General features: G+C 72.8%; 19 protein-coding genes. 3 read left to right on the plus strand and 16 right to left on the minus strand.

Annotated features, from left to right (window positions below):
• Window positions 1-70: 70 nt before the first annotated feature.
• The 6 genes from D9C15_RS14685 to D9C15_RS34050 form a co-directional block, all read right to left on the minus strand.
• Window positions 71-1,090 (minus strand): porin, encoded by a 1,020-nt coding sequence (locus D9C15_RS14685; RefSeq protein WP_127998460.1) that lies wholly within the window; start codon window positions 1,088-1,090, stop codon window positions 71-73.
• 9 nt (window positions 1,091-1,099) lie between these two features.
• On the minus strand, window positions 1,100-1,534 hold the full coding sequence (gene mrtJ, locus D9C15_RS33410) for a JDVT-CTERM system glutamic-type intramembrane protease MrtJ (RefSeq protein WP_164886730.1): 435 nt from the start codon (window positions 1,532-1,534) through the stop codon (window positions 1,100-1,102).
• Between the two features lie 2 nt (window positions 1,535-1,536).
• Window positions 1,537-5,016 (minus strand): choice-of-anchor D domain-containing protein, encoded by a 3,480-nt coding sequence (locus D9C15_RS14695; RefSeq protein WP_127998464.1) that lies wholly within the window; start codon window positions 5,014-5,016, stop codon window positions 1,537-1,539.
• Between the two features lie 65 nt (window positions 5,017-5,081).
• Window positions 5,082-6,395, minus strand: coding sequence for an OmpA family protein (locus D9C15_RS14700; RefSeq protein WP_127998466.1), 1,314 nt, complete (start codon window positions 6,393-6,395; stop codon window positions 5,082-5,084).
• A gap of 39 nt (window positions 6,396-6,434) precedes the next feature.
• Window positions 6,435-8,690: a hypothetical protein gene (locus tag D9C15_RS14705; protein ID WP_127998468.1), complete on the minus strand. Its 2,256-nt coding sequence runs from the start codon at window positions 8,688-8,690 to the stop codon at window positions 6,435-6,437.
• Window positions 8,691-8,819: 129 nt separating this feature from the next.
• Window positions 8,820-10,817, minus strand: a complete 1,998-nt coding sequence (locus D9C15_RS34050) for a serine/threonine protein kinase (RefSeq protein ID WP_240668412.1) — start codon at window positions 10,815-10,817, stop codon at window positions 8,820-8,822.
• 132 nt (window positions 10,818-10,949) lie between these two features.
• On the opposite strand from D9C15_RS34050, the gene D9C15_RS14725 reads away from it, so the two are divergent.
• Window positions 10,950-12,035: a tetratricopeptide repeat protein gene (locus tag D9C15_RS14725; RefSeq protein ID WP_127998472.1), complete on the plus strand. Its 1,086-nt coding sequence runs from the start codon at window positions 10,950-10,952 to the stop codon at window positions 12,033-12,035.
• 7 nt (window positions 12,036-12,042) lie between these two features.
• Here D9C15_RS14725 and D9C15_RS14730 read toward each other — a convergent pair whose 3' ends face one another.
• Genes D9C15_RS14730 through hutC form a run of 3 tightly spaced genes read right to left on the minus strand, consistent with a single transcriptional unit; the run spans window position 12,043 to window position 14,263 of the window.
• Complete coding sequence (locus tag D9C15_RS14730; protein WP_127998474.1) at window positions 12,043-12,810, minus strand: metallophosphoesterase family protein; 768 nt, start codon at window positions 12,808-12,810, stop codon at window positions 12,043-12,045.
• 8 nt (window positions 12,811-12,818) lie between these two features.
• Window positions 12,819-13,547, minus strand: a complete 729-nt coding sequence (locus D9C15_RS14735) for a YecA/YgfB family protein (RefSeq protein ID WP_127998476.1) — start codon at window positions 13,545-13,547, stop codon at window positions 12,819-12,821.
• A complete protein-coding gene (gene hutC / locus D9C15_RS14740; RefSeq protein ID WP_127998478.1) occupies window positions 13,544-14,263 on the minus strand; it encodes a histidine utilization transcriptional repressor HutC in 720 nt (239 codons plus the stop codon). The genes D9C15_RS14735 and hutC overlap by 4 nt, the downstream gene beginning before the upstream one ends.
• 73 nt (window positions 14,264-14,336) lie before the next feature.
• Between hutC and hutH the strand changes: the two genes are divergently transcribed.
• On the plus strand, window positions 14,337-15,839 hold the full coding sequence (gene hutH / locus D9C15_RS14745; RefSeq protein WP_127998480.1) for a histidine ammonia-lyase: 1,503 nt from the start codon (window positions 14,337-14,339) through the stop codon (window positions 15,837-15,839).
• Window positions 15,840-15,860: 21 nt separating this feature from the next.
• Here the strand turns inward: hutH and D9C15_RS14750 are convergent, their stop codons facing one another.
• Genes D9C15_RS14750 through D9C15_RS14760 form a run of 3 tightly spaced genes read right to left on the minus strand, consistent with a single transcriptional unit; the run spans window position 15,861 to window position 18,380 of the window.
• Window positions 15,861-16,649 (minus strand): ABC transporter ATP-binding protein, encoded by a 789-nt coding sequence (locus D9C15_RS14750; protein WP_127998482.1) that lies wholly within the window; start codon window positions 16,647-16,649, stop codon window positions 15,861-15,863.
• 7 nt (window positions 16,650-16,656) lie between these two features.
• Window positions 16,657-17,430, minus strand: coding sequence for an ABC transporter permease (locus tag D9C15_RS14755; protein ID WP_127998484.1), 774 nt, complete (start codon window positions 17,428-17,430; stop codon window positions 16,657-16,659).
• Complete coding sequence (locus D9C15_RS14760; RefSeq protein ID WP_127998486.1) at window positions 17,427-18,380, minus strand: ABC transporter substrate-binding protein; 954 nt, start codon at window positions 18,378-18,380, stop codon at window positions 17,427-17,429. The genes D9C15_RS14755 and D9C15_RS14760 overlap by 4 nt, the downstream gene beginning before the upstream one ends.
• 107 nt (window positions 18,381-18,487) lie before the next feature.
• Between D9C15_RS14760 and hutG the strand changes: the two genes are divergently transcribed.
• On the plus strand, window positions 18,488-19,282 hold the full coding sequence (hutG, locus tag D9C15_RS14765) for an N-formylglutamate deformylase (protein ID WP_127998488.1): 795 nt from the start codon (window positions 18,488-18,490) through the stop codon (window positions 19,280-19,282).
• On the opposite strand, the gene hutI is transcribed toward hutG, so the two are convergent.
• Genes hutI through hutU form a run of 4 tightly spaced genes read right to left on the minus strand, consistent with a single transcriptional unit; the run spans window position 19,223 to window position 24,100 of the window.
• Entirely contained in the window at window positions 19,223-20,464 is a 1,242-nt protein-coding gene (gene hutI, locus D9C15_RS14770) for an imidazolonepropionase (protein WP_127998490.1), read from the minus strand. The two genes, hutG and hutI, sit on opposite strands and share 60 nt — an antisense overlap.
• A complete protein-coding gene (locus tag D9C15_RS14775; RefSeq protein WP_127998492.1) occupies window positions 20,464-21,807 on the minus strand; it encodes a formimidoylglutamate deiminase in 1,344 nt (447 codons plus the stop codon). The genes hutI and D9C15_RS14775 overlap by 1 nt, the downstream gene beginning before the upstream one ends.
• The gene (locus D9C15_RS14780) at window positions 21,804-22,370 is read right to left on the minus strand and encodes a HutD/Ves family protein (protein WP_164886731.1); all 567 of its coding nucleotides are present in this window, start codon (window positions 22,368-22,370) and stop codon (window positions 21,804-21,806) included. The genes D9C15_RS14775 and D9C15_RS14780 overlap by 4 nt, the downstream gene beginning before the upstream one ends.
• Window positions 22,367-24,100 carry a urocanate hydratase gene (gene hutU / locus D9C15_RS14785; RefSeq protein ID WP_127998494.1) on the minus strand — a complete coding sequence of 578 codons (1,734 nt, stop codon included), beginning with the start codon at window positions 24,098-24,100 and terminating at the stop codon, window positions 22,367-22,369. The genes D9C15_RS14780 and hutU overlap by 4 nt, the downstream gene beginning before the upstream one ends.
• Between the last annotated feature and the right edge of the window lie 52 nt (window positions 24,101-24,152).

Consider the following 24,152-nt stretch of genomic DNA (forward strand, 5'->3'; position numbering starts at 1 on the left):
AGTCTCGCACAGGCCGACGCCCGGCCCTTGACAGCCCTCAATCCGGGCCGGAAGCCGGTCGGCCGGGTGGTCAGAAGCGCCAGCGGACGCCGGCCGCCACCGAGGCTCCGCGTGTCTGCCCGCGCACCCGGTCGTCCATGCCGACGGCATAGATGTCGGTCACGCTGTCGTACGGGTACAGGTAGGCCGCGCTGACGCTGGTGTGGCGCCGGTCGACCGCCGGGCCCTTGGCGGTGGTGTGCGCGACCTGCAGGTGCACGTTGCCCGGGCCGAGCGGGGCGATCAGGCCGGCCGCGGCGATCTTGCTGTCCACCTCGAGGCCGGTGTCGTCGGTCTGGGTGTACTGCGCGAACACGCGCGCCCAGCCGAAGTTGTAGGTCGCGCCGAGCTGCACCGTGGTTTCCTTGATCGGGTCCTCGACCGGGTCGACGACCGAGACACGCTGGGCCGCCAGCGAGACCGACAGCAGCCCGCGCGAGACCACCAGGCTGGCGCCGCTGAGGTCGCCGCGCCGGTCGGTCTCGCCCTGGGAGTACATCACGTTCAGGGCGACGCCTTCCACCAGGCCCGGCGGCGTCTGGTAGCTCACCGCGCGGTCCCAGTAGAAGTCGCCCTGCACCCCTTCCAGCGTGCCGCTGGCGAACACATGGCGCACCGCCGGCGAGAACGCCACCGAGTTGCCCAGCGCATTGAAGCGGGTGGTGGCGTCGAACAGGAAGGTCTGCAGTCGGCCGATGCGCACCGTGCCGTAGTTGCTGCCCACCGAGAAGAAGGCATTGCGCGACAGGTTCGGGTCGTCGTCGTTGCGACCGCCCTTGAAGTCCTGGAAGCGGATGAAGGACTCGAGCGTGATGCCCGGCGTCCAGCCGCCCTCGAAGCCGTACTTCGCATTGACGCCCGCGAAGCTCGCGGTCATCGAGTTGCTGTTGAACCGATGCGTGCGCACCTGCCCGCTCGGCTCGAAGCGGCCGTACGAGAAGTCGAACACCCCGTAGACCGAGTAGTCGGCCTGCGCATGCGCCGCCAGCGCGGCGCCGCCGAGCAGCGCGGCCACGGCGGCACGGCGCAGGATCTTCTTCGAGTGGTTCATCGGTGCTTCCTAGCGCAGGACTCGGGGCAGCAGGTCCGCCGCGGCGGCGGCCAGCCAGAGGGCATTGAAGAACGCGTGCAGCAGCACGGCATCGCGCAGCCGGCGCGTGCGCTGGTACAGCGCGCCGACGAGCAGGGCCGGCAGCGCCACCAGCAGCGCCGCCGGGCTCCCGCGCGCGACGGCGTGCAGCAGGCCGAACGCCAGCGCGCAGGCCAGGTTGGCCAGCGCCGGCGCGACGGCGCGGCGCAGCAGCGCCTCGTGCAGGCCGGCGCGCAGCACCGCTTCCTCGGCCAGCGGCGCCACCACCAGCAGCACGGCCAGGCGCACGCCGGTCGCGCCGTCGACCCAGGCCACGCCGGCCAGCGCGGCCACCGCCAGCGCGGCCGCGGCGCGCCAGGCGCCGGGCCGCGCGACCGGCGACCGCCGCAGGGCGAGCGCCGCCACGTTCACCGCCCGCGCCGCGCGCGGCGGCGCGCCAGCAGCACGGCCGCGGCCAGCAGCACCAGCGCCCACAGCGTCGGATCGACCAGGGTGTCGCCACGCGCGAGCGAGCAGCCGCCGCCGGAGGACAGGTCGGCCTTCGCCTCGCCGCGGCCGCTGAGCGCCACCTCCACGCTGGCGGGGTCGGCGTCGGCATCGATGCGCAGGGTGCCGGTCCGCTCGCCCTCGCCGTCGGGCAGGAAGATCACCGACAGCGTGCATTCGCCGCCGGCCGGCAAGGTGAACGGCACGCCGGGGCAGGACTTCGGCGCCACACGGAACGGACCGCTGACCGCCATGCCGGTGATGCGCAGTGCACCCGAGCCGGTGCTGCGCAGCGTCAGCTCGCCCGGCAGCGACTCGTCGCCGACACGGGTGGCGTCGAAGGCCAGCGTGTCCAGCGACAGCGTCAGCGTCGGCGCCGGACCGCCGAGACCGGTGCCGCGCAGCGTCAGTGTCGGCGGGGCGCTGCCGCTGGAGGCGACCTGCACCGTCGCCGTGCGTGCACCGGCGCGGGCCGGCGCGAAGCTCACGTCGACGCGGCAGCTCTGGCCTTCGAACAGCGTCTGGCCGGCCTGGCAGGTGCCACCGGCCACCGAGAACGAGGCCGCGCCGGTGCCCACGGCATTCAGCAGCGTCAGCGTGACGCCGCCCGGCCCCTGGTTCTGCAGCGTAGCGGACTGCGCCGCGGAGACCGTGCCGGTGGTCACCTCGCCGAAGTCCAGCGTGCTCAAGGCCGGTTGCCACACCAGCACCGGCACCGCCGCGAGGCTGCCGCGGCCGCGCAGCGCCACGCTGTGCGGCGAACCGGCCGCGTTGCTGGTCACCTGCAGGGTGCCGGTGAGGTCGGTGCCGGCGCTGGTCGGCGCGAACGACACCGCCAGGTCACAGCCGGCGCCTGCAGCGATCGTGGCCGGACAGGCCGACGCGTCGACGCCGAAGGCGGTGCCCTGCACCGTGATCGCGCTGGTCACCAGGTCGGCGGTGCCGGTGTTGTCCAGGCGCACCGTGCGTGCCGGGAAGATGCCGCCGATCGTCTGGGTACCGAAGTCGACGCTCGCCGGGGTCAGGCTGACCTGCGGCGCCGGCACCGGCACGCCGGTGCCGGCCAGCGCGATCGTGGCCGGGCCGTTGCTGGCGTCGGACTGGATCGTCAGCGAGGCGCTGCGTGCGCCCAGCACCGTGGGCGCGAAGCTCACGATCAGGCTGCACTGCGCGTTGATGGCCAGCGCGGTGCCGACGCTGCAGGTGCCTGAACGCTGGAACTCCGCGGCCGCGGCGCCGGACAGCGCGAACGCGCTGAAGTTCAGCGCCAGGTTGCCGGTGTTGCGCACCGTGATCGTCTGCTGCGCCGTGGCGCCGAGCTGCGTGTCGGGGAAGGCCAGCGACAGCGCGCTCAGCGCGATCCGCCCCTGCGGCGCCGGCGTCGCCGTGCCGGTGATCGTGACGGTCTGCGGGCTGCCCGGCGCGCCGTGCGTCAGCGTCAGCACGGCATTGCGCGTGCCGGCAGCCGGCGGGTCGAAGCGGATCTCCAGCGTGCAGTTGCTGCCCGCGGCCAGCACGTTGCCGGCGCTGCAGCGCCCGGCGCCGGCCACCAGGGCGTAGTCGGACGCCTGCGCGCCACTGAAGGCCAGCGCACTGAGCGTCACCGCGCCGGCGCTGCGGTTGGTCACGATCACCGACGAGCTGGTCGGCGTACCGACCACCGCCGTGGCGGTGACCGTGCTGGCCGACAGGCTGATCGGCAGCAGCGCGCGGCCGCTCAGCTGACCGCTGGCATCACTGGGTGCCGGGTCGCCCGAGGTGCCGGCGAAGCTGACCGTGAGGGTCGCCTGGCGGTTGCCCTCGCCGCTGCCCAGCACGGGCTGGAAGCGCCAGGTGATGGTGCAGCTGCCCGCGCCGCCGCCGCTGTCGCCGGGCACGGTGCGCGTGGCGCAGCTCTCGGCGTCGATCTTGAAGTCGTCGGTCTCGGCGACGCTGTACGTGATGTCGCGCGTGCGGCTGTTGGAGATGGTCAGCTGGCGCGTCTGCGCACCGGTCTCGCCGATCACCGTGTCGGGGAAGGCGAGCGCCGGGAAGGTGACGACCGGCTCGGGCAGCGCGACGCCGGTGCCGGCCAGGGCAATCGCCTGGGCGCCGTTGGAGGCATCGGAGCTGATCGTCAGCGTGGCCGTGCGGCTGCCCTCGGCCGTGGGCTGGAACGTGCCGGTGAGGCTGCAGTTGGCCCCGGCCGCCAGCGTCGCGCCGCAGGTCGTGGAGAAAGAGAAGTCGCCGGCGGCCGCACCGCTGATCGACCCGGCTGCCCCGGGGACGGCGCTGAACACCAGTTCGGCAGCCCCGGTGTTGCTCAGCGTGATGGCCGGCAGCGCCTTGGGCACGCCGGTCTGCGAGTTGCCGAAGTCGAGCGCGTTGCCGCTGAGCGCGAGCGTCGGCACCGTGCCCGTGCCGGTGAGCGACACGGCCTGCGGCGAACCGCTGGCGTTGTGCGTGATCGACAGCGTGCCGTCGACCGCGCCGGCCGTCAGCGGCGCGAAGGTGATGGTCAGCACGCAGCTGCCCCCCGGCGCCAGCGAGTCGCCGGTGTTGCATCCGCTGGCGCGGCTGTAGCCGGTCGGGAAGCTCAGGCCGGTGATCTGCAGGTTGGCGGTGGCTGCGCCGGAGTTGCTGATCGTCAGCGCGTCGGTCGTGGTGGTCCCGACCTTGGTGCTGAAGCTCAGCGAGGTGGTCGAGATCTGGAAGATCGGGGTCGGCACGAACCCGGTGCCCTGGACCACGACGCTGCGGTCCGACGGCTGCGGATTCGACGGACTGACCGTGTTCACCGTGAAGGTGGTCGAGCGCAGGCCGGCGCCCAGCGGCGTGAAGGCCAGCGTGACGTTGACGGTGCAGGTGGCCGGCGCGGTGGTGGTGGCCGCCGGCACGTTGCCCGCCGAGCAGCCGGTGCCGGTGGCGGAGTGCGACTGGACCGCGAACTCCGCGGCGTTGCCCCCGGAGGTGCCGAGCGAGTAGGTGAGCGCGTCCTCGCGGTAGTTGGAGATGGTGAAGGAGAACGAGTCGGTGCTGGTGGTGCTGACCGCGGTGGACCCGAAGCTCGGCGAGAAAGCGCTCACGGCGCCATCGCGCAGCTGCAGGAAGTAGGCATAGACATCGTCGGCCTCGCCGACCGTGATGTTCTGCATCGCGGCGACGCCCTGCGAGGCGCCGGCGGCCTGCACCCGCGTGCGCAGTGCGCTGGCGCTGGACATCCAGGCCTCGCCCAGGCCCAGCACGAAGCTGCCGCTGTTGTCGGCCACGCTGGTGGCGATGCTGGGTGGCGTGCCGTGGCAGCCGGAGCAGGTGGCGGTGACCCAGGTCTGCGCCGACGCCGGCGCCCAGGCCAGCAGCGCGAGCACGGCCAGGAGGCCGGCACCGAGCCGCCGCGCGGCAGAAAGCAGCTTGCTGATCAAGACCGTTCCCTCCATCTCGTTGTCGCGCCGCCGCGGTCCTGCCGGCGGCGCCTTGGCGTGCTCGATCAGACGCAATCGACGACGCGGAACTCCACCCGCCGGTCGAGCGCATCGCGCTGGTCGTCGGTGCCCAGGCCGACCAGCGCCTCGCGCGAGCCGACGCCGGTGGCCGTCAGTCGCGTGGTGAGCGCCCGGTTGTTGCGTTCGAGCAGGCGTTGCACGGCCTCGGCGCGCTGGCGCGAGAGACGCTCGTTGACACTCGCGCTGCCGGTGCGGCTGGTATGGCCGACGATGCGCACGCAGGCGTCGGCCCTTCCGGTCTGCTGGGCCAGCGACTCGAGCCAGAGCTGGTACTGCTGCGGCAGGTCACCGACCTGGTTGAACGCGGTCTTGCCGGGCTGGAACAGGATCTTCACCGGCAGCCGCTTCAGTTCCAGGCCGGACTCGACCAGCTTGCCGAAGGCCTGCTTCGCCTCGTCCTTCTGGCCGAGCTGCCAGCTCGTCAGGTACAGGCCGTTGAGCACCCGCAGATCGCCCGGATCGGCCAGCACCGAGGCCTCGCGGTAGAGCTTGTTGGCCACCGGGATCTTGCCTTCGCCGTAGGCCATGATGGCCTCGTTGACCACCGCCGCGGCCGGCAGGCGCGCCAGGTATTCCGGGTCGGCCGGGTCGCCCGGCATGGTGTTGATCTGGCAGGAGTTGATGTAGCCCTGCACGGTCTTGTCCTTGTGCCAGGTCGGGCTGTCGGCGTAGTACTTCAACGGCTCGGGGTTGACCGAGTCGACGGTGGCGCGGTCGAGCTGCTTGGCCACCACCTTGCCGGTGCGCAGGTCGATCAGCGTCAGCCAGACGCGGAAGGCGTCCGGCTTGGTGTCGATCGAGCGCTCCACGTTCACCGGCGTCAGCGTGCCGATCAGCAGCAGCGGCTTGTCCGCCAGCGCCTGGCGCGTCAGCGGCTTGACCTGCCAGGGCTGGTAGCGCGACTTGATGGTCGACTCGAGCTGCTCGCCCATGCGCACCGTGCTGACGGTCTGCGCGCCGGTGTTGGCGTCGATCAGCGGGTCGACCACCACCGCACGCGCCTCGGCACCGAGCTGGGCACGTGCCTGCGCGAACAGCTGGTCGCCGGCCCGCGCGATCGAGTCCTCGAACCTGACCGGCGCCGGGGCGACGAATTCGCGCGCGGGTGCCACCGGCGCGGACGGGGCCGCGGCGTTCGGCGCAGCGGGCGCGGCCGGGGCCGCCGCAGCGACCCGCGGGGCGGGCGCGGCGGCCGGAGCCTGGACGACCGGGGTCGTGCCGGTGCTGGTGCAGCCGGCCAGCCAGGCGGCCAGCAGCAGGGTCGGTGGCCAACGACGGCGGGTGGTGGTCGGAATCATGGTGCGGTGTCCTTCGGTCGTGCGCGCACTGCGGCGCGCTCAGCGTTTCGGATAGGCCGGGTCGGGCAACGGCGCGCTGCAGCCGAGGAAGGTGGTCATCAGCGTCGCCAGCGCCGGATCGGCCGTCACGCGCTCGGCCACGCGGTCGCGCGAGACCAGCGCGTTGGGCATCGAGGCGTTGCTGTACAGGTCGGCGGTGCCGCCGCAGACATGCGCGGCCGCGCGGGTCGGGTTGAGCACGATCGAATCCCAGTCGAAGCGCGCGCCCATCGACACGTGGCAGGTGCGGCAGGAGGCGCCGACCACCTCGCGGTAGAAACGCGCCGCACCGGGGGTCTGCGCCTCGGCGGCAGACCAGGCCGGCGCGACGTAGTTCTTGTCGAGCGTGGTGCCGCCGCCGGCATACCAGCCCTGGATCAGCCGGCTGGTCGGCGTGTCGGCGCCCGCCTCGGTGGCCAGCACGAGCTGGTTCAGGTCGTGGATCGCCTTGCTCTGGCGCTCCTCGCCGAGCTTCGGGTCGGACGAGAACAGGTAGTTGCCGGTGTCGAAGGCCAGGAAGCCCGAGCCGAGGTAGGGCGAGGGGTTGCCCTTCTCCGGGAACTTGCCGTTGTACTGCGAGCCGCCGTGGCAGGCCACGCAGGTGCCGGGCATGTACTTCTCGCCGCGGCCGTCGAGATTGACCGAGGGCAGCAGCGAGCCGTCGGGCGCGAAGGTCAGGAACTTGGTGAACGGCCGACCGCCGTTGACGCCGGGCGTGGTGGACCACTCCATCGCCACGCAGGCCACCTCGCGCTCGCCGTTCAGCCCCTTGGCGATCGCGTCGTCGACCTCGGCCTGCGTGCCGTGCTCCGGGCCCGGGTGGTTGCAGACTACGAAGGCGATGTTGTCCGGCGCCGTGCGCGTGGCACGCATGAAGCGCACCAGGTTCAGGTCCATCTGGTTGATGTACTTGGCCGAGACCTCGCGGTTGCCCTCGTCGTAGGGCTTGAACTTGTGCTGGCGCTCCCAGTCGTCCAGCGAGATCGGGTCGATCATGTTGCCCTGCGCGTCACAGCCGCCCACCGCGCCGATGGCGCGGTAGTACATGCAGGCCGACAGCGGCGTGTCCTTGCCCTTGAAGGCGAGGAACTGGTCAGCGCCCGGCAGGACGTTGGACTGCACGTCCGGCAGCGGCACGATCATGCGGCCGCGCACGTTGCCGTCCGGCCCGGTGGCGACCATCTTGTCGATGCGCGGCCGGCTGTTGGGGACGAGGTGCGACAGTTCCACCGGTTCCGCCGCGGAGTAGCCGGCGGCGCCGGGCGCGGGCACGTCCAGCGTGGTGGCATAACCTTCGCACTCCACGCGCAGCTTCAGGCTCGCCTGCACCGGCACGGCGGCGTCGAGCGCGTAGTCGCCGAAGCGGTTGACCCGCTGCACGGCACTCAAGGCGCTGCCGTCGGCCTGCAGCAGCTGCACCGTGGCCGCGCGCTGCAGCGCGAAGTAGTCGTTCTGCGTGCCGCAGACACCACCGTCCTCGAGGCCCACATGGCCGAACAGGCGCAGGTTGCGCGCCGTGCTCAGCGTCGGCACCACGCGCCGCACACCGGCCTCGGTACCGCCCACCAGGGTGCCGCAGTCGGCAAGCGCCGCGTCCGGCGAGGTGGCGCAGCGGATCCGGTAGGTGTCGCCGGCGCGCAGCTTGGGCAGGCTGACCTCGCCGGTCAGGTCGCTCAGGCCGCTGAACACGGTGCTGCCGCCGGCCTCTTCGACCACCTGCACCACCACGTCGGGCTGGTACACCTGCCGCGCCACGGGGGTGCCGCCGCCCGGCGGCACGAAGCGGGTCTGGTTGCCGGCCGCGTCGCCGCTGATGAAACGCAGGCGCGCGGCGCTGCCGTCGAAATCGGCCACGGCCGGGGCCGTGTGGACCACCGGCGGGCGCACCGGGGCCGCCGTGCCGAGCGCATCGGTGGACACCGCGTACTGCTGCTCGACGTAGCCGCCGCGCCCGTCGGACACGGTGACATAGGCGAAGTGCAGGCCCGGCCCGTCGGGCAGGGTCCAGACCGTCTCGTTGGCGTTGCGGTTCTCGATCCGACCCGAGGTCACGCGCCACTGGTACTGCAGCGCGTCCGCTTCGCCGTCGCTGGCCTGCACGCGCAGATAGGTCTTGTTCGGCCCGCTGTCGCGGTCGTTGCCGGTGCCGCCACCGCAACTGGCCAGCAGCGCCGCCGCCGCGCCGACGCCCGCCAGGGCCACGAGGCGGCGAGCCCCCAGTGCGCGGGCGGCCTTCAGGTTCGAGAGATTCCCCATACGACGACCCGGATGCGCTGTCCTTGAGGTCGGTCATGGTAGTTGCGCGATCACCCTCGGACACCCCCAATGTTGGCGGTACGCGTCGCAGGGTTTCCCGGCATAAGCGCGGCCCCGCTGCGCCGACGCCTAACGACAGCCCAGGGCCTTGAAGCGGTCCGTCAGCGCGGCGCTGGTGTCGCCCAGCGACATCTGCTGGATCAGGCGGGCGCACTCGGCCGCGTTGCCGGCGGGTGCGGGCGGGCGGGCGACCGCCGGGGCCGGCGCCGGTGCGGGCGGCTTCGCGGCCGGGGCCGGGGCCGGGGCCGGTGCGGGGCGGACCTCGACGTCGATCGCCTGTGCACCGAAGCGGCCGTTGCAGGGCGTGACGGCGGCCAGGCAGTCGCCGCTGGCCGGGGCCGGGCCCTCGAACTCGCGCACCAGCACGCCGTTGCGCGCCGTCCACCCGGCGGCCGCCAGGTCCTGCGGCGACGCGCTCACCAGCGCGACCAGGCTCCAGCGGCCCGGCTCGGGTGGTCGCGCCGCCCAGATCGCCGGACTCAGCTCGAGCCGCGACTCGACTCGCGCCGCGCCGCCGGAGGCGGGATGCCACAGCACCAGCTGGCCGCTGCCCTCGCGGTGGCCGATCAGGTAGACCTGGCCGGGCTGGCTGCTGCTCAGCGCCAGGCGGGGGGCCTCCTTGCCGGCCACCAGCGGCGCCGCGGGTGGCTTGAGTTCCACCTGCCAGGCCGGATCGCGCCCCGCCAGCCATTGCGCCACCGCCTCGGCCGGCGAGCGCGCCGCCACCGGTGCCGGCGGCGGCGGTGGTGGCGCGGGTGCCGGTGGGATCGGCGCCGGCGCGGGCGCCTCGGCCACCGGCGGCGCGGGCGCGCTCGGCGTAGGGGCCGGGCGCGTCAGCCACCACGCACCGGCGGCCAGCAGCAGCAGCGCCGCCGCGCCGCCGCCCCAGACCGCTGCGCCGAGCCCGGAGCGCGCCGGGCCGGCGGCGTCGGCCACCGGCGCCCGCGGCGCGGCGGCCGGCGGCGCCGGCGCGCGGGTGGTGACGATGGTCGGCGACGACGGGGGAGGCGGCTCCGCCGGCGCGGCGCGGGTGGCGACGGTCGGCGCCGGGCGGGTGCGGATCACCGTCGTGTCCGGGTCGGGCGAGGGCAGGCTCACCGTCACGGGCGAGCCGCCGGCCAGGCCGATCTCGGCGCGCAGGGTCGCGATGTCCGGCGTGCGCGCCTCGGGTCGCACCGCCAGCGCGCGGTCGATCGCGGCCAGGAAGCCGGGGCTGTAGCGCCCCTCCGCGGCCTGCGACAGCGGCACCCAGGAGTCCGACAGCATGCGGCCGACCGAAGGTGGCGGCGTCTTGCCGGTGATGGTCCAGTAGACGACCGCGGCCAGCGCGTAGACGTCGGTCCACGGGCCCTGCTTCATGCCCGGCACCTCGGCGTACTGCTCGACCGGCGCATAGCCCGGCTTCAGGATCACCGTCAGTGCCTGCGTCATGTCGCCGATCACGCGGCGCGCGGCGCCGAAGTCGAGCAGCAGCGGGCGGCCGCCCTCCTTCAGCAGCATCACGTTGTCGGGCGCGATGTCGCGGTGGTAGCACTGCTCGCGGTGGATCACCGACAGCGCCTCGGTCAGCGCGGCCAGCAGCTCCATGATCCAGGCCTCGCCGGGCGGCTGGCTCATCGCGCGCACGGTGTCGCGCATGGTCGTGCCTTCGTAGAAGGGCATCACCATGTAGGCCGTGCCGTTGGCCTCCCAGAAGCGGAACACCTTGACCAGCGACGGGTGGTCGAAACGCGCCAGCAGCTTGGCCTCGTTGATGAAGCTCTTCAGCCCGGCCTCGAAGGTCTCGCGGTGCCGGTCGCTGCGGCAGCTGATGCGGGTGGCGCCGATGCGCGTGGCGATCGACGAGGGCAGGTACTCCTTCAGCGCCACCTCGCGCTCGAGCGAGTGGTCCCAGGCCCGGTAGACGATGCCGAAGCCGCCTTCGCCGATGCGGCTCGTGAGCTCGAACTCACCCAGGCGCGTGCCGATCGGCAGCGCCAGCGAGTCGTCGTGGGAACCGGGCGGTGCGGCCGCGGCCGCGGTCCTCGGCCGGATCACCGTCGGGTCGTCAGGGGGGTCCAGGCTCATGAAGGTGGAAGGCGATTCTGCCGGCGATTGAGCCCACGCACCATCGCGGCCCGACCGGACGCCGTCCGCGTGACGGAAGTCGCGAACACCCCGTGTGACAGGCGCCACGCCGGCGGGCCTTAGCATTGCGCCATGGATCAAACTGCCGGCCCGACCTCGGGCACCACGCCGCCCACGCCCTCGCCCGATACCCCGGCGGCCCGCCCGTCGCGCGGCCTGCTCGCGGCGCTGGCCGGCTTCGTGCTCGTGGTGGCGGGCGTCGGCTACGCCTGGTACGGCACGCCGGAGGCGCTGCGCGGCGACGTGCCGCAGGCCGCGGCCGCGCCGGGCGCGGGCCACGGCGGGCAGATGGAGCAGATCGCCGCGATGCTCGGCCGGCTCGAGGAGCGCCTGAAGGCCCAGCCGGACGACGCCGAGGGCTGGTCCATGCTCGGCCGCAGCTACAGCGTGCTGGGGCGCTACCCGGAGGCGGTGGAGGCCTTCAAGCGCGTCGTCGCGCTGGGCGCGGGCAACCCGCCGCTGCGCGCCCAGGCCCTGGCCGACCAGGCCGACGCCACCGCGATGGCGGCCGGCCGCAAGCTCGCCGGCGAACCCGAGAAGCTGATCGAGCAGGCACTGCAGGTCGACCCGAAGAACCTGAAGGCGCTGGCGCTGGCCGGCACCATCGCCTTCGACAACGGCGACTTCGCGCGGGCCGTCAAGCTCTGGCAGGACGCGGTGGCCGTGGCCGAACCCGGCAGCGAACTCGCGCGCAACCTGCAAGGCGGCATCGCCGAGGCGCAGGGGCGGCTCGGCCAGGCCGGCGGCCCGGGCGCGCCCCCCATGGCCGCGGCTCCGGCCACGCCGGCCACACCGGCTGGCGCGGCCGCCAGCGTCACCGGCCGGGTCACGCTCGCCGCGGCCCTGGCCGCCCAGGCCGCGCCCGAGGACACGGTGTTCGTGTTCGCCCGTGCTGCCGGCAGCGCATCCGGCCCGCGTGCCCCGCTGGCCATCCTGCGCAAGCAGGTCAAGGACCTGCCTCTGACCTTCACGCTCGACGACTCGCTGGCGATGAACCCGGCGCTGCGCCTGTCGTCGGTGCAGCAGGTGGTGGTGGGCGCGCGCATCAGCAAGTCGGGCAACGCGATCGCGCAGCCGGGCGACCTGCAGGGGCTCTCGCAACCGGTGGCGGTGGGTGCGCGCGACGTGGCGATCGAGATCGCCGAGGTCGTCAGGTAGCCCGGACTCAGACCTCGAGCACGAAGCAGCCGTCGTAGCCCTCGGCCTCGCCCTTGTGCGCATGGCCGCGCGCGTGGCAGACCACCCGGGTGCTGCCGCGCTCGTGCGCCACCCGGTAGTCGTGCCGGCAGTGCAGGTGCCCGTGCAGCCAGGTGCTGGCCCAGGGCAGCAGGTCGTCGTCGGCGTTGCAGAAGCTCGCCGTGCCGTTGGCGGCGCCGTAGCGCGGGTCGGCACTGCGCAGACTGGGGGCGAAATGGGTCAGTGCGACGGTGCGGTCCCAGTCGCCGCTGCGCGCCAGTTCGGCCGCCAGCCAGGCGCGGCACGCGAGCGCCTCGGCGCGCACCGCCTCGGCGTCGAACAGCACGCCGCCGCGCGTGCTCGCCATCACCTTCATGTAGTACGAGGCGGCCCGCGTGGCGGCCGCGCGGCGCGCCTCGCCGAACAGGTTGAAGTCGCACCAGCGCACCGTGCCGACGAAGCGGATGCGCGCCCCCTGCGCATCGGTCAGCACCAGGCTTTCGCGCTCCAGCAGCGTGATGCCCAGCGCATGGCAGCGCGCGCGCAGCGCCGGCCAGGTGGCGTCGATGTCGCGCCGGTCGAATTCGTGGTTGCCGGCCACCATCAGCACCGGCACCGGCCAGCCGGCGAAGCGCTCGAGCGCCTCCCAGCCGCTGTCGATGTCGCCCAGCAGCACCAGGTGCTCGGCGCCAGGGGCCGGGACGGGCTCGAACTCCTCGGTCTCGAGGTGCAGGTCGGACAGCAGCTGGAGGCGCATCCGGGCGGCTACTTGCCGTGGCAGGCCTTGTACTTCTTCCCGCTGCCGCAGGGGCAGGGGTCGTTGCGGCCCACCTTCGGCGCCTCGCGACGCACCGTCTCGACCTGGTAGCGGCGCTTCTCGGTCAGGTCCGACAGCTCCACCACCACCTGGATCAGATCGTCGATCGCGTCGTCCAGCGTGGCCAGCGGCAGGTCGCGGTCCATCGTGGCGATCAGCTCGCGGTCCTCGTCGCTCATCGGCGGCAGGTGGCGGTACAGGCGCGCCAGCGCCAGGTCGATGTCGGTGTCGGGCTGCTCGAGCAGGTCGGGAAAGGCGTCCAGGCCGAGCTGGAAGCCGGTCACCCAGGGGTACAGCGCCTGCGAGACCGGGTTCAGGCTGGCCGCCGGGTCGTCGGTGGCGGGCGGGTTCCAGTCGTCGGGCTCGAGCACGACGGGGTCGAACCAGCCGTCCTCGGCGATCTGGCGCCGCAGCGCGGCGTGGCGGCGCAGCACCAGCGCAACGGTGCGCTCGCGCCAGGCGGCGTCGACGTCGTCGGGCAGCGGCTGGGCGTCGAAGTCGAACACATGCGGCAGCCAGGCCTCGGGCGCGAGCAGCACCGGCTGCACGATCACCGCGGCCAGGAAGCCGTCGAGCATCACCACGTCCAGCGGCTCGAAGGGCTCGGGCGTGCGCGCCAGCAGCCCCTGAAGCTCCTCGAGCTCGGCGTCGCTCAGGTCCTGCGTGGAAGCGGTCATACGGAGAAGCGGCCGACCAGGCGGAAGCGGGCGCCGGGGTGGTAGAGCCGGGCGATCGAGGCCACCGCGCCCTGCGAGACGGTGCGGCGCGAGACCCGCAGCAGCGCGCTGCCGACCGGCACGTCGAGCATGAGCGCCTGCTCGGCGTCGGCCAGCACCGCCTCGACCACCTGCTCGGCCTCGGTCAGCGGGGCATGCTCGAACAGCACGTGCGAGGGCGTGACCCGGGTGAAGTCGCGCGCCAGGAAGTCCGGCACCAGCGCCGGGTTGACATGCCGGTCCTCGAGCTGGATGGGCACGCCGTTTTCCAGGTGCACCAGCAGCGCGTGGAACACCGAGGCCCCCTTGCGCAGGCGCATCGCCGCGGCCACCTCGGCGGAGGCCTTCTCGCGCTGCACCGACAGCACGCGCGTGGCATGGTCGTGGCCGCGCTCGGCGATCTCCTCGTGGATGTCGCGCACCTGCAGCAGGTTGGAGATCGGGTGCAGCTCGGCGACGTAGGAGCCCGAGCCCTGGCGGCGCTCGATCAGCCCCTCGTCCTCCAGCTCGCGCAGCGCGCGGTGCACCGTCATGCGGGCGCAGCCGAACTCCTGCACCAGCTCGCGCTCGGAGGGCAGCCGCATGCCGGGCTGCCAGCCTCCCTCGGCGATACGCCGGCGGATCGAGGCCTTGACCTCCTCGGAGGGCAGCACGCGGGCGCCGGCGGGGGATTTCATGGCTGCATTCTACCGCCCGGCGTGCTAAAGTTGTCTAGGCCACTTTGCCCCCCGCCCGACCGCCCGTACCGCCATGTCCACCCCCCTGATCGCCCCCGGCCGGCTCGAACGGCCCCTGCTCGACCGCGTCGCGTCCGGCCCGCTCGCGCTGGCCATAGCCCCCGACGCGCGCCCGCGCATCGAGGCCAGCGTCGCCGCGGTGCGCGCGCTGGTCGACCGCCATGCGCCGGTGTACGGCATCAACACCGGGTTCGGCAAGCTGGCGCAGACACGCATCGCCGACGACCAGCTGCTGCAGCTGCAGCGCAACCTGGTGCTCTCGCACAGCGCCGGCGTCGGCCAGCCGCTGGCCGCACCCGTGGTGCGCCTGATGCTGCTGCTGAAGGCGGCCAGCCTGACGCATGGCGTCTCGGGCGTGCGGGCGGAGGTGATCGAGGCGCTGCTCGCGCTGCTGGCGCACGACGTGCTGCCGGTGGTGCCGGAGAAGGGTTCGGTCGGCGCCTCGGGCGACCTGGCGCCGCTGGCGCACCTGAGCGGCGTGCTGATCGGCATCGGCGAGGCATTCGTCGACGGCGCGCGCGTCCCGGCCGCACAGGCGCTGGCGCGTGCCGGGCTGCAGCCGCTGGTGCTCGGCCCGAAGGAAGGCCTCGCGCTGCTGAACGGCACGCAGGCCTCCACCGCGCTGGCGCTGCATGCGGCGCTGCGCGCGCAGCGCGTGTTCGACGCCGCGCTGGCGGTCGGCGCGCTGACGGTCGATGCCGCCAAGGGATCGGACACCCCGTTCGACGACCGCATCCACGCCGTGCGCGGCCAGAAGGGCCAGCGCGAGGCGGCGGCGCGCTACCGCGCCTGGCTGCACGCGAGCCCGCTGCGCGAATCGCACCGCGGCTGCGACAAGGTGCAGGACCCGTACTGCCTGCGCTGCCAGCCGCAGGTGATGGGCGCCTGCCTGGACCAGATGGCGCATGCCTGGGACATCCTGCTGACCGAGGCCAACGGCGTGTCCGACAACCCGCTGGTGTTCGCCGACACGCTGGAGGCGCTGTCGGGCGGCAATTTCCACGCCGAGCCGGTGGCCTTCGCGGCCGACAACCTGGCGCTGGCCATCGCCGAGATCGGCGCGTTGTCCGAGCGACGCACCGCGATGCTGATGGACCCGGGGCTGTCCGGCCTGCCGGCCTTCCTGGTCGAGCACGGCGGGCTGAACTCCGGCTTCATGATCGCGCAGGTCACCGCCGCGGCGCTGGCCTCGGAGAACAAGTCGCTCGCGCACCCGGCCAGCGTCGACTCGCTGCCCACCTCGGCGAACCAGGAGGACCATGTCTCGATGGCCACCTACGCCGCGCGCCGCCTGCACCCGATGATCGACAACACCGCCGGCATCGTGGCGATCGAATGGCTGGCCGCGGCCCAGGCGCTCGAGTTCCACCGCCCGCTGCACAGCTCGCCGGCACTCGAGGCGCAGCTCGCACGCCTGCGCGCGCAGGTGCCGCGGCTGACCGAAGACCGCCTGATGGCACCGGACATCGCCGCAGCCACCACGCTGGTGCTCGAGGGCGCGGCGCTGCCGGGCTGAGCGCGGCCCTCCGGCGCGGACTCAGCGCTCCATCTGCGCCGTCTTGATGGATTCGGCGCGGATGTCCTCGGTGACGACGGCCTTCAGCTCGGAGAAACGCGGCGTCGTCTTCACCGTGTAGTGGCGCGGGTAGGGCAGGTCGATCGCCAGCTCGTTCTTGATGCGCCCGGGCCGCGCGCTGAAGACGATGCAGCGGTTGGCCATGAAGATCGCCTCGTCCACGTCGTGCGTGACGAACAGCACCGTCTTCCTGTGCTGCTCCCAGATCGACAGCAGCAGCTCCTGCATCAGCGCGCGGGTCTGGTTGTCGAGTGCGCCGAAGGGTTCGTCCAGCAGCAGGATCTTCGGGTCGTTGGCCAGCGCGCGCGCCAGCGCCACGCGCTGCTGCATGCCGCCGGAAAGTTGCTTCGGGTAGTGCGCCTCGAAGCCGGCCAGCCCCACCTCGGCGATGAAACGCGCCGCGATGTCGGCCTGCTGCGCCGCGGGCAGGCCCTTCTCGCGCAGGCCGAAGCAGATGTTCTCGCGCACCGTCAGCCACGGGAACAGGGTGTAGCTCTGGAACACCATGCCGCGCTCGGCCCCGGGGCCGCGCACCGGCGCGCCGTCGAGCAACACCTCGCCCTGCGTTGGCGTGTCCAGCCCGGCCACGATGCGCAGCAGCGTGGACTTGCCGCAGCCCGAGGGGCCGAGGATGGTGATGAAGTCGTTGTCGGCCACCTCGAGCCCGGTGGGCTGCAGCGCCACGGTGGGCGCACCGCGGTGCACGCCCGGGAAGGTGCGGCCGACGCCGCGGATCGAGAGGCGACTCACACGATCCTCACAAGGTGGCCCAGCGGAACAGCGCGCGGTTGGCGCGCTTGAAGGCGAGGTCGGAGACGAGGCCGATCACGCCGATGGTCAGGATGCCGAAGATGATCTGGTCGGTGGCCAGCAGCGCCTGGCTGTCGGTGATCATGTGGCCGATGCCGGCCGAGGCGCCGATCAGCTCGGCCACGATCACGTAGGTCCAGGCCCAGCCGAGCACCAGGCGCAGTGTTTCGGCCACCTGGGGGGCCGCGGCCGGGATCAGCACCCGCCGCACGATGCCCCAGTCGCTCGCGCCCAGCGTGTAGGCGGCTTCGACCAGGTCGCGCCGCGTCGCGCCCACCGTCACGGCGACCATCAGCACGAGCTGGAAGAACGAGCCGATGAAGATCACCGCCAGCTTCTGCGCCTCGCCGATGCCGGCCCACAGGATCAGCAGCGGGATGAAGGCCGAGGCCGGCAGGTAGCGTGCGAACGAGACGAAGGGCTCGAAGAAGGCCTCGACCGGCTTGTACGCCCCCATCGCCACCCCCAGCGGCACGGCGACCAGCGCGGCCAGCACGAAGCCGCCGACCACGCGCCAGACCGTGAAGCCGATGTCCTGGGCGAAGCCCTGCTCGGCCAGCAGCGTCCAGCCGGAGCGCAGCATCGTCAGCGGGTCGGCCAGGAAGGTCTTGGAGACGTAGCCGCCCAGCGTGGCCAACGCCCAGACGGCGAAGAAGCACACGAAGAACGCCACGCCGAGCGCGACGCGCGCGCCCGGGGCGACGTCGCGCAAGGGCTTCACTGGATGAACGAGGTGTCCGCGAGCGCCTTCAGGTCGGGGATCTGCTTGATGATGCCGATCTCCAGCAGCAGCTCGGCCGCCTCCTTGCTGAACTGGCCATGCTCGCCGGCGAAGAACTTCTGGTTCGCCGCGCGGTCCTGCCAGCGCAGGTAGGCCTGGCTCTTCTCGAAGGCCTCGCCGCTCTGCTTGACGTCGGCGCCCATGATCTCGAAGCTCTTCTTCGGCTCGGCCTTGATCATCTCCAGCGCGGCGAAGTAGCCGTCGGCCAGCGCCCTGGCGGCCTTCGGGTTCTCCTTCAGGAACTTGGGCGTGCAGCCGAAGGTGTCCATCACCATCGGGTAGTCCAGCGTCGTCGCGATGATCTTGCCGGCCTCGGGCTTGGCGCGCACGGCCGAGAGGTAGGGCTCGTAGGTCATGCCGGCATCGATGTCGGCATTGCCGGCGATCATCGCGTTGGCCGCGGGCTGCGGGCCCATGTTGACGACCTTCACGTCCTTCACCGACAGGCCGTTCTTCTTCAGGATCCAGGCCAGGCCGAAGTAGCCCGCCGTGCCCGGCGCGTCGGCGGCGACGGTCTTGCCCTTCAGGTCGGTGATCTTCGCGATCGACGGCTTGACCACCAGGCCGTCGGCGCCGTAGCTCTTGTCGAGCTGGAAGATCTGCGTGGTGGCCACGCCGTTGGCGTTCCACACCACCCAGGTCTCGACCGTGGTGGCGGCGCACTGGATGTCGCCCGAGGCGATCGCGAGGTGGCGGTCCTTCTGGGGAATCTTCTTGATCGTCACGTCCAGCCCGTTCTTCTTGAACAGGCCCGCCTCCTTGGCCAGCGTCAGGGGCGCGAAGCCGGTCCAGCCGGAGATGCCGATGGCCACGGGGGTTTCCTGGGCGGCGGCGCCGCCGCAGGCGAGAATGGCGGCGGCAAGGGTCGCGAGGTGTCGCTGGAAGCTCATGGGGTCTCCTGGGTGGCGAAGGTCGGCCCGGTCATGCAAGCCGCGTGCCGCGCAGTCTACACGGGGCGACCAACTTGTCTAGACCACTTTCCTTCGGGTTGTCACGCATGCCGAACGCCATCTTCGCACTGACCCGGGGCAGCCTGCCGCTGCTGGTGTCGATCCCCCACGCCGGCACCCTCATCCCGCCCGAGCTGGAGGCGCGCATGACCCCGGAGGCGCTCGAGCGGGCCGACGTCGACTGGCACCTGCCGCGGCTGTACGACTTCGCCGCCACGATGGGCGCGAGCGTGCTCGCCGCGACCCATGCGCGCCACGTGGTCGACCTGAACCGCCCGCCCGAGGACGAGAGCCTGTACCCGGGCCAGGACGTGACCGGCCTGCTGCCGGTGGACACCTTCCGCAAGGAGCCGCTGTACCGCCCGGGCGAGCGGCCCGACGGCAGCGAGACGGCGCACCGTCGCGAGCGCTACTGGCGCCCCTACCACGACGCGCTGCGCGGCGAACTCGACCGGCTGCTCGCGCTGCACGGCCGCGTGGCGCTGTGGGACGCGCACTCGATCTGCAGCGTGCTGCCGCGCTTCTTCGAGGGCAAGCTGCCGGACCTGAACCTCGGCACCGCCGACGGCCGCGCCTGCGCGGGCGCGGTGCAGGCGGCGGCCGAGGCGGTGATGGACTCGCAGACGGCCTACACCCACGTGGCCAACGGCCGCTTCAAGGGCGGCTGGATCACGCGCCACTACGGCGCGCCGGAGCGCGGCGTGCACGCGCTGCAGCTGGAGATCTGCCAGTGCACCTACATGGACGAGTCAGCGCCGTTCGGCTACCGGCCCGACCTCGCCTCAGCCCTGCAGCCGCTGCTGCGCGGGATGCTGGAGGCCGTGGTGCAGGCGCTGCCGTAGCCGGCTGGCGCCGATCGTGTAGGCCAGTTCGGCGGGATGCTCGGCGTCCCACAGGCACAGGTTGGCCACCTTGCCGAGTTCGATGCTGCCGTGCGTCTCCTGCATTCCGAGCGCGCGCGCGGCGTGGCGCGTGACGCCCAGCAGCGCCTCGGCCGGCGTGAGCCGGAACAGCGTGCAGGCCATGTTCATCATCAGCGGCAGGTGCGTGGTCGGGCTGGTGCCCGGATTGCAGTCGGTGGCCACCGCGATCGGCACATGGTGCTTGCGCAGCAGGTCCACCGGCGGCAGGTGCGTGTCGCGCAGGAAGTAGTAGGCGCCCGGCAGCAGCACCGCCACCGTGCCGGCGCGCGCCATCGCCACCACGCCGGCTTCGTCGAGGTGCTCGAGGTGGTCGGCCGAGAGCGCCTTGAACTCGGCCGCCAGTGCCGCCGCGCCAAGCGGCGAGAGCTGCTCCGCATGCACCTTGACGGGCAGGCCGTGCACCCAGGCCGCCTGCAGCACGCGGCGCGCCTGCATCGGGTCGAAGGCGATCACCTCGCAGAACACGTCCACCGCATCGGCCAGCTTGAGCCGCGCCGCCTCGGGCAGGATGTGCATCACGACGTGCTCGATGTAGTCGTCGGCGCGGCCGTCGAACTCGGGCGGCACGGCATGCGCCGCGAGCAGCGTGGTGCGCACGTCGATGGGGTGGCGCTGGCCGAGTTCGCGCGCCACACGCAGCTGCTTCAGCTCGTCCTTCAGCGACAGGCCGTAGCCCGACTTGATCTCGACCGTGGTCACGCCGTGCGCCATCAGCTCCTGGAGGCGGCGCGCCGACTGGTTGAACAGGTCGGCGGGCACCGCGTCGCGGGTCTGGCGCACGGTCGAGAGGATGCCGCCGCCGGCCCGCGCGATCTCTTCGTAGCTCGCCCCGGCCAGGCGCATCTCGAACTCGCGCGCCCGGTGGCCGGCGTGCACCAGGTGGGTGTGGCAGTCGATCAGACCGGGGGTGAGCAGCGCGCCCTCGCCGTCGAGCTCGTCGCGCACCGGCGCATGCGGGTCCAGGGCCGTCATCGGCCCGAGGCCGCCGATCAGCCCGTCCACGATGGCGATGAAGGCCGGCGGCGTGATGCTGCAGGCGTCGTCGGTGCCGGTGACGATGCGCACGTTGCGCAGCAGCAGATCGATGGTCGGCGTGGTCATCACAGCGCTCCGAGCAGGCTGCGGCGCGCCGCGAGGAATCGCGACAGCGCCGACGCAGCCGCATCGTGCCAGCCGGCACGCACCCGGCAATCCCCTGCTGTCCACACTTCACGCAGCAGTTCACGCCGGCGTGGCGCGAACACCAGGGTGGCGAGCTGCTGGGCCGGCGTCAGGCCGTCGAGCGAGGTATCGCCGAGCACGAGGAAGTCGGCCCGCTGGCCGACCGCGAGCCCGCCCACCGGCCGGCCGCTGGCCTGCGCCCCCCCGGCCAGCGCGGCGCGCCAGAGCGTCTCCGCCACCTGCGGCGTGGCCACCGAGGCCGCCACGTTGCGCTCGCCACGTGCGAGGCGCTGGCCGTACTCGAGCAGGCGCAGTTCCTCGGCCGGGTCGACGCTGGCGTGGCTGTCCGACCCGATGCCCCAGGCGCCGGCATAGGCCGGCAGGTCGAACAGGCCGTCGCCGAGGTTGGCCTCGGTCGTCGGGCACAGGCCGATCACCGCGCCGCGGGCGGCGACGCCGGCGCGCTCGGCCTCGTCGAGGTGGGTGGCGTGCACCAGGCACCAGCGCGCGTCGACCGGCGCATGGTCGAGCAGCCACTGCACCGGGCGTGCGCCGCTCCAGGCCAGGCAGTCCTCGACCTCGCGGCGCTGTTCGGCCACGTGGAGGTGCAGCGGCGCGTCGGCCGGCAGGCCGGCCAGCAGCGCGTGCAGGTCCTCCGGCGCGACGGCGCGCAGCGAATGCGGTGCGGCGCCCGTGCGCACGCCCGCGGCACGCACGCGCTCGACGATCTGCAGCAGAGCGTCGACCTCGTTCAGGAAGCGGCGCTGGTCGGCGCGCGCCGGCGCCGGACCGAAGCCGCCGTGGCGGTACAGCACCGGCAGCATCGTGAGCCCGATGCCGGCGCGTCGCGCCGCCGCGGCCAGGCGCAGTGCCAGCTCGGCGCGCTCGGCATATGGGCGACCCTGCGGGTCGTGGTGCAGGTAGTGGAACTCGCACACCGCGGTGTAGCCGGACGCCAGCATCTCGATGTAGAGCTGCGTCGCGATGTCTTCGAGCTGCTCGGGCGACACCGCCAGGGCCACGCGGTACATGCGGTCGCGCCAGGTCCAGAAGCTGTCGGCCGTGTCGCCGCGGAACTCGGTGAGCCCGGCGAAGACACGCTGGAAGGCATGCGAGTGCAGGTTCGGCAGGCCGGGCAGCAGCACGCCTGCGGCGCGCGGCGCGCCGCCCGGTTTGGCGCCCGGTTCGACCCGGGTGAGGCGGCCCTGCCCGTCCCAGGCGAGCCGCACGTCGCGGGCCCAGCCGTCGGGCAGCAGGGCGTGGTCGGCGAACAGGGTGTTCATGCGGTCGCTTGCCGCGTCAGGCGCGCGGCCAGCAGGCGGCCGCTGCCGCCGATGTCGAGGCCGGTGACCGGCGTGCGCCACACACGGCCCTCGCCCGGCCGCAGGCTGTCGCCCTCGACCTCCGGGGCACCGTCGACGGCCAGCACGAGCAGGGCGTCGGCTTCCGGCAAGCGCGCCGGCGCCACGACGCACACGACCTCGCCGCGCCAGGGGCCACGGCGCGTCATCAGGTTGAAATCCAGGCAGGGGCCGTCGATCAGGCACGCCTGCAGCGCCATGCCACCGTCGAAGGCAAGGGGTTCGAGCGGCCGGTCGAGACGGTACTCGGTGCCGCCGTCGTGCGAGCGCAGCATCATCCCGTTGCCCTGCAGCAGGCTGCTGCAGCGGTCCACGCCGGGGTAGGCAGAGAACGGCGCGTCGGCCGCAACCTCGGCCACGCTGATGCGCCAGCCGAAGTCATCCAGCCCGGCGCCGGGGGGTTCGACCGCGATCTCGCGGGTGCGGCCTGCGCCGTTCTTCCAGGCCTGCCAGGGCAGCGCATCGAGCGCGAAGCGGCCGCTCACGCGGGAAGCATCGGCAGCTTGAGGCCATGCGCGCGCGCCGTGCGGATGGCCAGCTCGTAGCCGGCGTCCGCATGCCGCATCACGCCGCTGGCGCAGTCGTTCACCAGCACGCGCGCGAGGCGCTTCTCGGCGGCCTCGCTGCCGTCGGCGACGATCACCATGCCCGAGTGCTGCGAGTAGCCCATGCCGACACCGCCGCCATGGTGCAGCGACACCCAGGTGGCGCCGCCGGCGGTGTTGAGCAGCGCATTCAGCAGCGGCCAGTCGGACACCGCATCGGTGCCGTCCTTCATGCCCTCGGTCTCGCGGTTCGGGCTCGCCACCGAGCCGGTGTCGAGGTGATCGCGGCCGATCACGATCGGCGCCTTCAGCTCGCCGCTCCTGACCATCTCGTTGAAGGCCAGGCCCGCCACGTGGCGCTCGCCCAGGCCGAGCCAGCAGATGCGCGCCGGCAGGCCCTGGAAGGCGATGCGCTCGCCGGCCAAGTCGAGCCAGCGGTGCACATGCGCGTTGGCGGGGAACAGCTCCTTGATCTTGCGGTCGGTCTTGCGGATGTCCTCCGGGTCGCCCGACAGCGCGACCCAGCGGAACGGCCCCTTGCCCTCGCAGAACAGCGGCCGGATGTAGGCCGGCACGAAGCCGGGGAAGTCGAAGGCGTTCTTGACGCCCTGGTCGAACGCGACCTGGCGGATGTTGTTGCCGTAGTCGACCACCGGGATGCCCATGGCATGGAAGTCGAGCATCGCACGCACGTGCACCGCGCAGGAACGCGCCGCTTCGTCCTTCAGCCGCGCATGCTGGCCGGCATCGGCCTGGGCGGCACGCCATTGCGCCACCGTCCAGCCGGCCGGCAGGTAGCCATTGATCAGGTCGTGGGCCGAGGTCTGGTCGGTCACCAGGTCGGGCTTCAGGCCGCCGTCACGCGCCCGCGCCACCAGCTCGGGCAGGATCTCGGCGGCGTTGCCGAGCAGGCCGATCGAGACCGCCTCGCCGCGCGCGGTGTGGTGGCGGATCAGCGCCAGCGCGTCGTCCAGGTCCCTGGCCTGCTTGTCGAGGTAGCGGGTGCGCAGGCGGAAGTCGATGCTGCTCTGCTGGCACTCGATGTTCAGCGACACCGCGCCGGCGAAGCTCGCCGCCAGCGGCTGCGCGCCGCCCATGCCGCCCAGGCCGGCGGTGAGGATCCAGCGCCCCGCCAGGTTGCCGCCGTAGTGCTGGCGCCCGGCCTCGGCGAAGGTCTCGTAGGTGCCCTGCACGATGCCCTGGGTGCCGATGTAGATCCACGAGCCCGCGGTCATCTGGCCGTACATGAACAGGCCCTGCCGGTCGAGCTCGTGGAAGTGCTCCCAGGTGGCCCACTTGGGCACCAGGTTCGAGTTGGCCAGCAGCACACGCGGCGCGTCCGGGTGGGTCTTGAACACGCCGACCGGCTTGCCCGACTGGATCAGCAGCGATTCGTCACCCTCCAGCGCCTGCAGGCATTCGAGGATGCGGTCGAAGGCGGCCCAGTCGCGCGCCGCGCGGCCGATGCCGCCGTAGACCACCAGCTCCTCGGGGCGCTCGGCCACCTCGGGGTCGAGGTTGTTCTGGATCATCCGGAACGCGGCCTCGGTCAGCCAGGACTTGCAGTGCAACGCGCTGCCGCGCGGCGCGCGCACCACGCGGCCGGGCGCGCTGCGCGCCGCCTGCGCGGCCGCATGGGCGACTCGGGTCGACTCGACGGGGGAGTTCATGGGGAGGTCTCCGGCTGGATCGCAAAGTGGTCTAGGCCACTTGATGAAGCAT

Origin of the sequence: Piscinibacter defluvii, assembly GCF_004011805.1 — a bacterium.
In the GTDB taxonomy this organism is placed as follows: Bacteria; Pseudomonadota; Gammaproteobacteria; order Burkholderiales; family Burkholderiaceae_C; genus Piscinibacter; species Piscinibacter defluvii.